The following is a 14147-nucleotide window of genomic DNA, read 5'->3' as shown; positions in this document are numbered from 1 at the left end:
TACCGCGTCCCTCCTTCCATGAATTGAATCATGCCCACCCACTTCACATCCCGCCTGAACCAGTCGCTCGCGGCGGGGCTTTTGTGCCTCGTTTCCGCCGCTGGCCTGCCAGCCACGTCGTCCGCTCATGATGGCGACGAAGGCCACACGCACGCCCCTCCAACCAACGACAGCTTCTACACGACTCGAGAGAGTGCGCAGGTCCTGCCGCTCGCCATCGAAGAAGACGCGTTTCAGTTCGTCGTCTACGGCGACCGCACCGGTGGCGTGCCCGCCGGACTGAAGGTGCTCGAACAAGCCGTCCAAGACACCAACCTGTTGTCGCCCGACTTGGTGATGACGGTGGGCGACTTGATCCAAGGGTACAACGAGAAACCCGAATGGATGCGGCAGATGGCCGAGTACAAGGAGATCATGAACCAACTCGATGTGCGGTGGTTCCCAGTGGCGGGCAACCACGACGTGTACTGGCGTGGCAATGGCCCTGCACCCCAGGGGCAGCACGATTCGAATTACGAAGAACACTTCGGCCCGCTTTGGTACACCTTCCGTCATAAGAACGCGGGCTTTGTCGTTCTCTACAGCGACGAAGGAGATCCCGTCACCAACAAAAAGGCATTCAATGTTGGCAAGCTTCAACGCATGAGTGACGAGCAGCTCGAGTTTCTCTCCGCCGCCTTGAAACAGCATCAGGATCTGGACCACGTGTTTGTCTTCCTGCACCACCCTCGTTGGATCGGTGGTGGCTACACCGGTTCGAACTGGGACACCGTCCACGACATGATGAAGGGTGCCGGCAACGTTTCCGCCGTGTTCGCTGGCCACATCCACCACATGCGATACGACGGCCTCAAAGATGGCATCGAGTACTACACGCTGGCGACGACCGGCGGCAACCTCTCCGCCGATATTCCCGGTGCTGGTTTCCTGCATCACTTGAACGTGGTCACCGTTCGCCCCGATGACATCTCAGTTGCTTCGTTGCCAGTTGGCGCGGTGATGGATCCCAAGGAATTCACACCTGAATTTCTCGAGGAGATCAATCAAGCTCGCAAAGTTCGTCCGGTGATCACCGAAAGCGATTTGCTCTTGAACACCGATGGATCAGCGGCCGGCCAAGTCACGGTGACGATCAAGAACCCTTCGCCACGCGACATGGAGGTGACCGCATCGATCGGGTCCGCCTCTCGAGATTGGCTCAGCACACTGGATCATGACCACCTGACATTGGCTGCGGGTACCAGCGAAACGTTCACGATCAAGCTTCGACGAATCGCTGACAACACCGCGACTTGGACGATCCCTCGCATCGAACTGGATCGCGTCTTCATCGGCGAAACCACTCGCATTGAACTGCCCAGCGTTTCAACGCCTGTCCGATTGCAGTTGGCTGCCGTGCCCGCGGACTACTTCAGTGGCCAGAACAACCAATGCCTGGAAGTGACCGGCGAACGTTCCGCGATTCGCGTCGAATCCGACGCACTCGCGTTGCCCGATGGCCCCTTCACGCTGGAAGCTTGGCTGAACCCCAGCCAAAATGAGGGCATCCGAGGCGCGGTCGCGAAAACAGAAAGAAGCGAATTCGCGATTTTTTCGGATGAGGGTGTGCCCCAATTCGACGTCAACCTGGACGGCAAGTACTACTCCGCCGAAGCCCAAGACAAACTTGCCGTGAACGAGTGGACTCACGTGGCTGGCGTGTTCGATGGCGAAAATGTACGGATCTATGTGGGCGGCAAACAAATCGCGTCGGTCGCTGCCAAAGGCACACGCAAGACCAACACTTACCCATTGTTTGTGGGAGCCGACACGGACAATGCCGGACAACCGACACGACCGTTCCTGGGCAAGATCGACGAAGTTCGAATCACGACCGGTGCCGTTTACACGGACGACTTCGAACCATCTCGCCGTCTGCAACCCACCGCCGAAACTCGATTGCTGCTGCACCTGGACCGAACCCTGGGACCCTATGTGCTCGATCACAGTCCTGCCGCAGGAATGGGAACGCTGGGGCCCAACTCCAAGTTCATCGCTCCTTGATTTGCTGAAAAGTTGTGACGCGGGCCACGTCTTCGATGTGGCCCGCTGTCCTCGATTGCTGCAATCGTTGCAATCCGAAACAGGATGTGCCAAAGGGAAGGTCCTCTCAATCGAAAATCTCAGTCGAGTCCGCTCGACGAAGATTCGTTGCCCATAGTTTCCGTGGCGATGTGCCCCGATCGCTATTCCACAGCGATTCACACGGCAACTTCAAAGCGACAACCTATGACGACCACTTTCCAACCAAGTGTCGAGAAGTACCTGGCGGCACCGGAAGATCTCGATCAAGCGCTGACCACCCGGGATGATGCGATCAACCCGGATGAGATCCTTCAGCGGATCGATGACACACTCGGACTCATCGCGGAAGCGAACCAAATTGCCAGCGGCGCTTCGCCGGTCAAACAAATCGATGTCTCGGTCATCGTTCCCATTCACAATTGCCGGGAATTCATTCCTGAAGTGATTGACCGCATCGCGGAAGTCATGCCTCCGGCAACGGAAACCATCCTGGTCGACGACGGCAGCGTGGACGGAAGTTGGCATTACCTGCGAGGACTGCCCCAACGGCCCAACCGCACAATCCTACGACGACTGCGGCATCATGGCCGTGGTTCCACCATCCGCATGGCTCTGCGTCACACCCGTGGTCACGTCGTTGCCATTCAAGACGCGGACATGGCCTACGACCCAGCCGATCTGCTCGGCGCGATCTGGCCCATTCTCGAAGAACAGGCCGATGTCGTTTATGGCTCACGTTCCATGCGCCGCGGCGGATCGCACCAAAACAACTTGCGTGGTGGACTGGGCAACCGCATGTGCCGGATCGTCAACCGCTGCCTGACCTCCTGCAGCAACCTGACCACCGGACTGCATCTTTCGGATCTCGAAACCGGCCACAAAGTCTTCTTGGGCGATTTGATTCGTTCCTTGCCGTTGACAGAAACCGGACCGGGAATCGACGCCGAGATCACCGCCAAAGTTGCCAAGTCAGCGTTGACGATCATGGAAGTGCCCACGCATTACAACGCTGATCTAAGAGCCCCTGAATACTCCCGGAACGCTCGAACCGCGATGACCACTCTGCGCAGCTTGATCGCTCACCGCAACGGCAAATGAACCGCTGCGGCGTCCCTGAGCCTGAGGCCTGTGGCCCTGTGGCCCTTTCCACTTCCCCTCAAACACTCGGTCCCGGGGGGCGGTTTTGGATGCTGAGTTCATCCTCCGCATCATCGCCACCGTATTCCAACACACTGTGAATGTGGTACGGCGACAAACGTGCTTCGCCTCCCAAGGCGACCAGATGGATCAAGAACGAGCAACCGACAATCTCTGCGTCGCACTTTTCCAGCAGACGCAAACAGGCTTCCACCGTTCCACCGGTGGCCAACAAGTCATCCACAATCAACACCCGTTGACCGGGCTTGATTCCATCCACGTGAATTTGCAACTCGTCGGTGCCGTACTCCAGTTCGTACGCAAACGAGTGCAAATCGAACGGCAGCTTGCCCGGTTTTCGGATCGGCACAAAACCCGCATTGAGCCGCATTGCCAACGGCGTTCCGAAGATGAATCCTCGCGCTTCGGCAGCCGCGACCACGTCGATCTTTTGGTCAAGAAATGGCTTCGCCATCTCATCGACCGCCGCAGTGAGCGCGTCCGGATGGGCGAGCAGGGGAGTGATGTCCCGAAAAAGAATGCCGGGTTTGGGATAATCCGGGATGTCACGAACGTGATGACGCAGATCCATGTGCTGATACGATTTTCGTTGAGAAACAAAGTCCAGCTGATCACACAATATTGATCAACCTGTTTGCCGCATCCTAACGAATCAACACGCACGTCTCACACCGGGCAACCAATCGCCGCCCGGTTCAAAAGCAAGTTTCACCGAATCGGCCTCCGCTGAGCTTGCTGGGGCCAGACTGAATCGGATCAGACCGCGGGATCGACTTCCGGTGTGTCAAAAATGCGATTCCATTCCGTCGGCGCAACCACACCGGAATTCCCCTCTCGCTCCGCTGCACGACGGCAGTTGATGCAATCCATCGCGTACGGAATGGCGCGGAGACGATTCAACGGAATGGGTTTCCCGCAATCTTCACATTCACCAAATCGACCTTCCTCAAACCGCGCAATCGCTTCTTCGATTGCTAGCAATTCACGACTTTCGACCTCCACCAACTGACTGTTCAGTTCGTCCTGGACCGTATCAGCAGCGGCATCGAGAGCGTCGCCGGTCTTCTGGTTGTGAAGCTCCTGCAACAGGCTGAGATCGCCCTCCAAAGCCCGTCGAAGCGCGTCCCGACGCCGGAGCAACGTGACCCGAAGCTTTTTCAGTGTTTCATCGCGAGACATTCATTCACCTCTTTGGCTGGCAAAGTGACCGGAACCGACCCAACAACGGCACTGACTGTGACGCACGCCGAGCCATTCAAGTTCACTCAAATGGAGCGTTCCTGGCTGCACACCGAGTCAAACCCCGGTTTCATTAGGGTAGATCGAGGAAAAGCCTTCCCTCCCCTCAAAGGGACCTTTTCCGGGTTTTCAGGGCGCCAACAGAGAAGAATTTCCGGTTGCAAGGAAACCCTGGCTGCCAAACCCCTCGTAAGCGGGGACCCCCCCGCTTTCAAATGTGTCCTGGGCCAATACTTTCCGGCTCATCCGACGGAAGCGTGCGCGGTCCCCTGACTTCAGGTTTTTGGAGGGATTTCTCCGATGCCCGAAGTTTGAACGGACCATTTCGAGGCGTTCGAATTGAGTTGCCAAGTGAAGCGGAAGCAAGCTCTGCTGAGGAGCAACTTGCCAAGGAATCGCTTGGTCTCCGATGCGCCGAAGGTGCTTCGCGGCCCACCGGCATGCTCGCCATGCCAGTGGGGTGTTTTCAACACGGACGCCGTCCATCATTGAACATTCGGACATCGGTGCATGCCTTGAAAACCTCGGGCGCACCCTTCCGTCGGAAGAGCCTACTTTCCCCCCTGCAAAGTCACCCGGAAGCCGTAAAGTTTGCCAAAACGGACCAAATGCCTTCATGCCCCTGGTCGGTTCAACCGAATTAACAGGAACAAGTGGTTACTCCGAACCGCTTGAACGGACACAAAGTCAACCGAAGCTCGACCGGACCCTCCCCATACAGGTCCGCAGCAATCGTTTTCGTGACACTTTGCCGTTCTCAAGAAAGCATTCCCGTGAGAAGGAACTCCGTGGTGGCAACTGACTCCTCGAACACACCAACACACACCGAATCCGACTCCGTCACAGCCTTTGCGGCTCCCGCTCGTTCGGAGGTGTCGAATCGCGCCACTGGCGAAGGAACCGCGACGAGTTGGATGAACCAGCCACGTCAGGCGTTGTCTTCCGACACCCAATCCACTGGCAGACCTGCACCCGATCCAACGCACCGCAAATCGCTGGGCGACCACGGCACGATGTGGAATCAAGAAGGCGCAATCGAGTTTCGAGTGCGATGCAAAGATCATCCCACGCGACGATTGCGACTCGCCGGAGCCCGCTACACGCTCGGCAACGGAGTCGGCTGCTCAATCCGCTTGGATGATCCAACTCTGCGTCCGCTTCATGCGGTCCTGATTCGAGATGCGCAGCGCATCCTCATTCGCGCCTACTCGATCCCCTTGCTGATCAACAACGTTCGGGTCACCGAAGGGATTTTGCAACAAGGCGACGTGCTCGGCCTTGGCAACTATGAATTTGAACTGGTGCAAGCCAAGTTGGCTGAGGCCAGCAAACCCACGGCGCACCGATTCGCAGAATCGGTGCCGCGTCTGGCATCCGGCACACCAGCCTCGATGTTTGATTCCAACGTTGAATTCCAAAAGGAAGCCGCGCGTTGGCACAAACTCAAAGAAGAAGCGGAACAACACGACCAATGGGTGCGTGAACGACAAGAAGAATTGCAACGGCAATCCGACCAGCTCGATTCCCAATTCCGAGCGTTGCGGGAACGCGAGGACGAAATTCGTTCTCAAGAAACCGCCGCCGTTGAACTGCACGCTGAATTCCAAGTTCGCCATCGCGAACTGACCGAACGTCAAAACCAGCTTGCCACGCAACAACAACAGCTGGAAACGCAACGCGAAGAATGGCACACGCAACAGCAGCGTTTGCAGGGTCGCGACGAGCAATACCGAACCCAAATCGAAGAACTGCTGCAGGAAAAAGAATCCCTTTTCGAGCGGGAACGCGACAGCGAACGACGACTCGCTGAAACTCGTCAGCAATTGAAAGCATCGCAAAGCCAAGCCGATGCCGCCGCGGAAGCGGTCACCCAAATGCGCACGAAGTTTGCTTCCCTCAATGAGCAGTTGCTCGCCCTCGGGGAACAACAAGAATCGTTGCAGTCGATGGGATTGGAACGCGTCGAAGAACACGCTCGCCAATGCAAAGAGCTGTCAGCCGCACGTGATGAAGCCATTGCCCAACGTGAACGAGCCAACCAAGAACGCGACGAGGCACTCGATCAAAAGGCCAGCAGCGATGCCAAGGTCAATGAAAGCCAGAAACGTTGCGATGACCTGCTGAAGACCGAGGAATCCCTTCGACAAGAGATCGAAAGTCTTCAGATCGAAATCTCCGACGCTCGCAAGGAAGCCGAGGCATTGCGTCGTGATTGCCAGCACGCTCGCACGACCATCGGTGAACTCGAGGCACGGGTTCGTGAATCCGAGGATCGCCACGACACCGACCGGACGTCGTGGAGCGACGAGATGGACGCGCTGCGCAACGGCGTGGATGAGTTGACGATCAGCCTTGCACAGGCCGAACAACAACTCGCTCAACTCCGCGAAGACAACGATAAACTTCGCGAAACGTTGCTGGTCACGGAAGAGCAACGCGACGAGTTCAAAGCCAAGTACAAGTCGTCTGAAAAACAACGTCTGCGTGCCGAACGTGAAGTTTCAGAGACTCGTCAGTTGTTCGACCGGTCCAATCGGGACCATGACGACACGCTCGACCAAATCGAACGACTCGAAGAGGAAACTCGCCAACTGATCAGTGGAAAATCCGCTGACGAACCGCAGGAAGCAAGCTCCAACTTCCGCCTGGGGCTGCTGTCTGCCACAGCAACTTCGACCGAAGATGTCGAATCGTTGGAAGAGGTTCCTGCATCTTCCATCGCTCAGGACGACGAACCGACGCTGCCCGAAACGAGCGACGTTGCTGCGAAACTTGATGCGTCCGCGCCAACCGCGGACGCCGTGGGACTTCACATCGCCAGTGAACCGGACCAGGAATTCGCAGGATCATTGTCGACCGCTGACGCCACGGGGTCCGACGAACTGATCGACGAAGCCCTGAGCGTGGTCCACGACTCCGAAACAGATCGACTGCTGCAAGAGGCCGAAGAAAAGGCCGCCAGCTGGAGCACCCCGATCGCCGAAGAGACCGTCGAACAAGAATCCGACGAGGATGCATGGCCGACCTACGACAGCGCTCAAGCCAAGGGCCTGGACGACGTCGAGTCAAGCGTTTCGATCGCAGATCCCCTCGGGCTTGAAACGCCAGAACCGATGTCCGACGTTTCCTCGTCGCCCGGGTGGCCCGAAGCATCCGAATCACTGTTGTTGCCCGAAGACAGGCTCGCCAACGAACCAATTCAAGAAGCGTTTCGTTCGACCAACGAAACCAGCGACTTGGTGGACGCAAGTCACGACAATGAGATCCGCAACGAAAACGCAACCGTAGCCACTGATCCAGAATTGGACGCCGACGCTTCCGCGGATCCTTGGACCGAAGTGGAAGATTCCAGCGAAGATGCCGGCGTCCAACAATTCGCTGCTGAATTCACGGCTGCCGCCCAGGCTGAAGCCGATCAAATTCGCGAAGCTCGCCTTTCACAGGAATGGACGGAGGAAGAACCGGCCTCCGAGAACGCATTTGAGACGGACGCCGAATCAAACTCGATGGTTCAAGAAGTGGAAGCCGAATTAAATGCGGCCACCATGGGCTTCGATCTCGATGCGGAATCGCAACCCGAGAACCCTTGGGCAACCGTTGATCTGGACCGCTCCTTCGCCGACCAAGAACCATCGACGACGGAGTTCACCTCGATCAACTCAGCCGACGAAGTGGATGACGCTGACGACCAGTCACCACTCAGTTTGGCTGACCAACTGATTCGCGACCTGAACGCGGAAAAGAGTGCCCCCGAGAGTGAAGAGCCGATTCGCCGCGAAGACGACATGGCGGATACAGGCACCCAAATGTGGGACGGCCAAACCGATTACGCAGCGAAACTGGATTCGGACGTTGCCCAACTCGAACCCGCCAACCTCGAAGAAACGGGTGAAGTCGCGGAACCGCACCAACCCGAACTCGAAGCCCCCAGCACACAAGCCTACTCCTGGGATCAACCAGAGTCGGACGAGTCCTTTGACGTCGCCGAAGAATTTGAATCGACGCTCGCCGAAGTTGAGATCGAACCCGCCGGAATCGAGCTCCCAAGCACCGAAGAGCCGACAACGGAAACGGTCGTCGCATCGGACTCCGATGAACCTGATGACGACTCGATCGAAGCCTACATGAACCGTCTCCTACAACGCGTTCAGAAACAGTCCGGCACCGACTCCGAACCGGAGACGCCCAAACCAGCGAAGACAGTCGCGAAACCAGTTGTGTCGCAGCTTCCCGTTGCCGAAATCATCGAATCGGAACCGGAGACCACCACCCCGGTCGACCCGGATGCTCCCTTGATCCCTCGATCACAGGCCCCCGAACGCAACAGCAATCTCTCCGCCATGCGAGAACTGGCAAACGAATCGGCTCGCAGTGCTGTCGAACGAAGTGCCAAGTCACAAACGCACAGTTCTCGTGTGCAAGCGATGGTCAAGTTCATGCAAGCGGCTGTGGCCATCATCTGCGGCATCGCCGCGGTGGCCTTTGTCGCCCAAGGCATGCTGAAGATTGTCGCCGCAGTGGCCGCGCTCTTGATCGCAGTCATCTGCGTGAAAGAAGGCTTGACGCTATTGTCCGTCGCACGCAACCGCTCGACCAAACCGAGCAAGATCACGCCGCCGGAACCCGTCGACGCGGAAATCGTGGAATGAGCTCGTCTGACGGGCACCCGTTTGCCCGGCAAACGAACGCCGACTGCGTCAGACACTCAATCGCTCGGGGAGGGATACACAGCGACTCGCACGGGTCGCTGCTGCATTGCAAATTCGAACGCTTGATCCACATCGGCGAGTGAAAAACGCTTCCCCACCAAGGTCTCAAAGGGGAACCGTTTGTGGTTGCGTTCTAAAAACCGCAGACCACTGTCGAGATCGCGTGGCAAATAGTTGTGCAACCCGCGGAGGGTCAACATCCGGCGAACCACTTGCTCGGGATACAGAGCCACAGGGTCAGACGGGAACACAGACCCCACCAACATCACGCATCCACCCAGACGCACGGATTCCAGACAAGTCTCCACGGCAGTCGTGACCCCGGCAAAGTCAATCGCCAGATCGACTCCACGACCAGCGGTGATTTCCAGCAACCTTGTCTGACGCTCCTCAGTGGAATCACCAGCAACCACATCGGTTGCCCCAAACGCCAGAGCCAACTTGGCTCTTTCTTCGTTGGGATCCGCCACCACAATTCGCGCCGCTCCCGCTTCGCTGCATTGTGCCGCCGCGGTCAACCCAAGCATGCCCGCGCCCACAATCAGCACGGTTGCACCGTTGACCGGATGGGTCTGCCTCACCAACCGAAGCGCCGCCGAAACCGTCGCTGTCGCACAATTCACCGGTGCGACCACCTCGTTGCTCAAAACCGCAGGCACCGAAAAAATCGGTGTTCCCGCGACCAGCACGCAGTGTTCGCTCAGCCCACCGGTGGGATGCCCGCCGTTCGCTTCATGGCCGTACTTGAAGAGCGAATCGCACTTCTGATTCAGTTCATTGTCGCAATAAAAACATTGTTCACATCCCACTGACATGGCCCAAGTGACGCGTTGCCCGACCTGCAGCGGAACCCCGTGATAATCCTCCGGCGTGATCTCACTGCACCATCCCACCACCTCCCCCACGATTTCATGGCCCAGGACTCCTCCCGGATGCCCTGAACGCCGCCCTGAAACGGTGTGCAGGTCACTGCCACATAGAGTGCAGCAGAGGACACGAACAAGCACCTGTCCTTCACCCAGTGGTTCGAGGGACTTCTTGGCTCGCACGAACTGACGTTGCGTGGTGTCAAACTCCATCGCAATGTTTTGCACGTCGTGTCGCACGTCGGCTTCTGAATTCATTTCACTCATGGTCGTCCCAGACGAACTAGTCATGACACTGCCGCTTCCTTGGCAGATGGATTAACAAACGAGGTTCGTTTTCAAGTTCGAAAGACAGGCGATCGCCTTTCGATCGAACGAACGTCGGATCACCCTCGAAAAACAGTCAGCGTCCGGTCATTCGAACCTTCGATCGACTGGTGGCCGACATCCCAAGGCCGAACGCGAAATCAGTGAACGTTGGCAACCAGGGCGTCATCCGAAACTTCTCCACTCTCGAAAACCGACATTCGGTTTGATCGCATGGTTGTGCCGCCACAACCAAGGTCAGCTTGGTCCCCTAATCGCGACAAGATGAGGATCAGATGAAGAATCCTCGTTGCGTGTTGACGGTGTTGAAACATTGTTGCACCATCCCGAAGTCGCGTCCAGCTTTGGACCGTCGCCCCCCATCGGCTTCTTTCAATCTTCACATTCCCTTGTGTGACTTCATGGCCATGACCACGGATGCTTCCCTGAATGGGCAAGCAACAATCACACAAGATGACCTGGCGTCTCAGGCAGGCTTTCTCAAGACAGGCCCGCTCACACACTGGTTGTCGCAAGCCAACCCGACCACCTTTTCGATCTACTGCATCATCGCGGCCTTTGGCACCTACTTCTGCATGTATGCGTTTCGCAAGCCCTTCACTGCGGCCACTTATGATGGCATGCTTGCGTTCGGTGTGGGTTTCAAAACAATCCTGATCACAGCGCAAGTCGCCGGGTACACCCTGTCAAAATTCATTGGCATCAAGGTGGTCTCCGAAATGCCACCACGCTATCGGGCCATCTCAATCGTTGCCTTGATTGCAGTCGCAGAACTCGCGCTGTTCCTGTTCGCAGTCACACCGGTTCCCTGGAACTTTGTCTGGCTGTTCGTCAACGGCTTGCCGCTGGGAATGGTCTTTGGACTGGTGCTTGGATTCTTAGAAGGACGCGCCGTCACCGAAGCACTCTCCGCCGGATTGTGTGCGAGCTTCATCCTGTCATCGGGTTTTGTGAAATCCGTCGGCCGCACTTTGATCGAAAGCTATCACGTCGACACGTTTTGGATGCCCGCCGTCACCGGTCTGATCTTCCTGTTGCCGCTGTTTCTGTTTGTTTGGATGCTCTCGCAGATCCCGGCCCCGTCGCTGGCCGATGAACAATTGCGTTCCAAACGTTCCCCGATGAACGGTCAACAGCGACGTGCCTTTTGGCGACGTCATGCCTTGGGGTTGACCGGTCTGCTGACGATTTATGTGCTGCTAACAGTCATTCGTAGTTTGCGAGATGACTTCGCAATCGAAATCTGGAGTGAACTTGGTGTCCAGAACGAACCCACCGTTTTCGCACGCTCCGAATTCTGGGTGATGATCGGAGTGATCGCCATCTCGGGACTGACCAGTCTGATCCGCGACAATCGCACCGCCTTCCTTGCTTCGATCGGACTCCTGGCGACCGGATTTGTGATCGTGGTGGCTTCGGTGGCCGGGCAAGCTCTGGGGAAGCTTTCGCCGATGGCATTCATGGTGACGCTGGGGTTTGGCATGTACATCCCGTATGTGGCCTTTCACACCACCGTGTTTGAACGCATGATCGCGGCCCTCAAAGAGACCGGCAACATTGGTTATCTCATGTACTTGGCTGATGCCCTCGGTTATCTCGGGTACATCGGCGTGATGCTCTATCGCAATTCAATCACCTCCGACCAAAACTTCCTTTCCTTGATGAATCACACCTCCCTGATCGTTGCCGGGTCGGCCAGCGCCATCACCCTCTTCCTCTGCGTTCATTACACAACCAAAATCCCGCGTCTCCACCATGACGCCGTTCTGGCGAATGGAAACATGACCGTCCCTTCGCACACCATACGACCCAATGAACATTGACCGCGCCGGCAATCGACATTCCGACCTGCTGATTGTTGGCGCGGGTGTCCTCGGCAGCTTCTATGCCTACCACGCGTTGCAGCGAGGACTGCGTGTCACCCTGGTGGAACGGAGTTCCCGCCCCAACGGCGCGACCGCTCGCAACTTTGGCCAAGTCGTCCCCTCTGGGCTCGATCTGTCTTGGCAAATCCATGGACGCGAAAGCCTGCGGATCTACCGAGAACTTCAATCACAAACCGAACTTTCCGTCCGCCAAAACGGAAGCATCTACATCGCTTCGGACGAGGAAGAATCCACGCTGATCGAAGAACTGCACCAGATCAATCAACACTCCGGCTATCGTTCGGAATTGTTCACCGCTGCACAATGCCAAAGCAAATACCCCAACCTCCGATCAGACTACTGTCGCGGTGGACTCTTTTTCCCAGACGAAGTTTCGGTCAACCCGCGACGAATGATCCATCACTTGCATGACCACCTGCGCAGGCAAACGCACTTTGAATCTCGGTTCGGGACGCTGATTCAGCAAGTCACACCAGTGAGTGCGGACTTGATTCACGTCGAGACCTCCACTGGTGAAACCCTGACCGCCAACAAGGTCATCGTCTGCTGCGGAAGCGAATTCCAAACCCTGTTCCCGGATCATTTCCGACAAAGTGAAATGAAGCTTTGCAAACTGCAAATGCTGAGACTCGCCGCTCAACCACAATCGATTCTGCCGGGTAACATTCTCACCGGGTTATCGATCCGACGCTATGAGAGCTTTTCCGAGTGTCCCTCGTGGAAGGCGATCAAGGCCAACGAATCCACTGACTCCTTCGCCAATCAATGGGGGCTGCACATTTTGTTCAAACAAGAACTCGATGGCAGCATCATCTTGGGTGACTCACACGAGTACACCCCCGCCGACCAACCCGATCGTCTCGATTTTGACATCCGATCGGACGTCAACGACGCCATTCTGATGGAGGCAAAGCGTATCATGGACCTTCCATCCTGGGACGTTGAATCTTCTTGGTACGGAATCTACAGCCAAACCTCTCGGTCCTCTGGCATTCACTTGGAAACGATCGTCCCCAACGTGCATGTCACCACGGGGATCGGCGGCAAAGGAATGACCAGCAGCGCCGGCTTCACACGTCACCATCTCACAGAGCTTTACAATGATTGAACTTGTCGTCTTTGACATGGCCGGAACCACCGTGGACGAAAACAATGTCGTCTACAAAACCGTGCGTCAGGCCATCAACGCTGCCGGATACAACTTCACCCAAGAACAAGTCCAATCGGCGGGCGCAGGAAAGGAAAAGTCCCAAGCCATTCGGGACGTTTTGGCGTTGGATGGCAACGATCATCCCGACACCGAAGTCCAGTCGATATTTGCTGACTTTCGAAGTCGACTCGTCGAAGCCTACGACTCGCTCGATGTCACAGAACAACCGGGCGCATCGGAAACCTTTCGCGAGCTTCATGCACGCGGAATCAAAGTCGTCCTCAACACCGGTTACGATCGCTCGACTGCCGAAAAACTGGTTCACAAAATCGGTTGGGGGATCGGTCAGGACTTCGACGCCTTGGTCACTGCCAGTGATGTCGAAACCGGGCGTCCGGGCCCCGACATGATCTATCTCGCCATGGCACTGACCCGAGTCACCGATGCGTCCGCCGTCGTCAAAGTGGGTGACTCACGCATCGACATTGAAGAAGGGCAGAACGCCAACTGCGGAATGGCCCTGGGCATCACGACCGGTGCCCAACCCGAAACCGAATTGCTGCAATCCAATCCCACGGCGGTGATCCATCACCTCCGTGAACTGCTCCAGTTGGTCGACCAAACCAGCCAACTCTCCAGCTGAAACGGACGCGTATCCTTCTCGAGGTGCTCCCCCCAAACTTCGTGTTGGGGGACGTGCACAGGTGGAAACCCGCTACAAATTGGCATCCCCAAGCCGCACGACCTC

The 14147-nt window shown here is 56.8% G+C and carries 9 protein-coding genes; 6 read left to right on the top strand and 3 right to left on the bottom strand.

Annotated features, from left to right (window positions below; all coding sequences use genetic code 11):
• Positions 1 to 30 precede the first annotated feature (30 nt).
• Together PSR62_RS12180 and PSR62_RS12175 are read left to right on the top strand one after the other, a co-directional pair.
• A complete protein-coding gene (locus PSR62_RS12180) occupies positions 31 to 2043 on the top strand; it encodes a LamG-like jellyroll fold domain-containing protein (protein ID WP_274408003.1) in 2013 nt (670 codons plus the stop codon).
• A gap of 225 nt (positions 2044 to 2268) precedes the next feature.
• Complete coding sequence (locus PSR62_RS12175; RefSeq protein WP_274408002.1) at positions 2269 to 3162, top strand: glycosyltransferase family 2 protein; 894 nt, start codon at positions 2269 to 2271, stop codon at positions 3160 to 3162.
• Positions 3163 to 3220: 58 nt separating this feature from the next.
• Here PSR62_RS12175 and PSR62_RS12170 read toward each other — a convergent pair whose 3' ends face one another.
• Both PSR62_RS12170 and PSR62_RS12165 read right to left on the bottom strand, forming a co-directional pair.
• Positions 3221 to 3793, bottom strand: a complete 573-nt coding sequence (locus tag PSR62_RS12170) for an adenine phosphoribosyltransferase (protein ID WP_274408001.1) — start codon at positions 3791 to 3793, stop codon at positions 3221 to 3223.
• A gap of 185 nt (positions 3794 to 3978) precedes the next feature.
• The gene (locus PSR62_RS12165; protein ID WP_274408000.1) at positions 3979 to 4401 is read right to left on the bottom strand and encodes a TraR/DksA family transcriptional regulator; all 423 of its coding nucleotides are present in this window, start codon (positions 4399 to 4401) and stop codon (positions 3979 to 3981) included.
• A gap of 851 nt (positions 4402 to 5252) precedes the next feature.
• Between PSR62_RS12165 and PSR62_RS12160 the strand changes: the two genes are divergently transcribed.
• On the top strand, positions 5253 to 9110 hold the full coding sequence (locus tag PSR62_RS12160) for an FHA domain-containing protein (RefSeq protein ID WP_274407998.1): 3858 nt from the start codon (positions 5253 to 5255) through the stop codon (positions 9108 to 9110).
• A gap of 56 nt (positions 9111 to 9166) precedes the next feature.
• Here PSR62_RS12160 and PSR62_RS12155 read toward each other — a convergent pair whose 3' ends face one another.
• Positions 9167 to 10327, bottom strand: coding sequence for a zinc-binding dehydrogenase (locus tag PSR62_RS12155; RefSeq protein WP_274407997.1), 1161 nt, complete (start codon positions 10325 to 10327; stop codon positions 9167 to 9169).
• Between the two features lie 311 nt (positions 10328 to 10638).
• On the opposite strand from PSR62_RS12155, the gene PSR62_RS12150 reads away from it, so the two are divergent.
• Genes PSR62_RS12150 through PSR62_RS12140 form a run of 3 tightly spaced genes read left to right on the top strand, consistent with a single transcriptional unit; the run spans position 10639 to position 14042 of the window.
• Positions 10639 to 12186 (top strand): DUF5690 family protein, encoded by a 1548-nt coding sequence (locus PSR62_RS12150; RefSeq protein WP_274407995.1) that lies wholly within the window; start codon positions 10639 to 10641, stop codon positions 12184 to 12186.
• The gene (locus PSR62_RS12145; protein WP_274407994.1) at positions 12176 to 13357 is read left to right on the top strand and encodes a TIGR03364 family FAD-dependent oxidoreductase; all 1182 of its coding nucleotides are present in this window, start codon (positions 12176 to 12178) and stop codon (positions 13355 to 13357) included. The genes PSR62_RS12150 and PSR62_RS12145 overlap by 11 nt, the downstream gene beginning before the upstream one ends.
• Positions 13350 to 14042 (top strand): phosphonatase-like hydrolase, encoded by a 693-nt coding sequence (locus tag PSR62_RS12140; RefSeq protein WP_274407992.1) that lies wholly within the window; start codon positions 13350 to 13352, stop codon positions 14040 to 14042. The genes PSR62_RS12145 and PSR62_RS12140 overlap by 8 nt, the downstream gene beginning before the upstream one ends.
• Positions 14043 to 14147: the final 105 nt, after the last annotated feature.

It is taken from the genome of Rhodopirellula sp. P2 (genome assembly GCF_028768465.1).
GTDB lineage: Bacteria > Planctomycetota > Planctomycetia > Pirellulales > Pirellulaceae > Rhodopirellula.
Note: the sequence above shows the minus strand (reverse complement) of the source record. Positions and strands in the feature narration are given on the sequence as shown.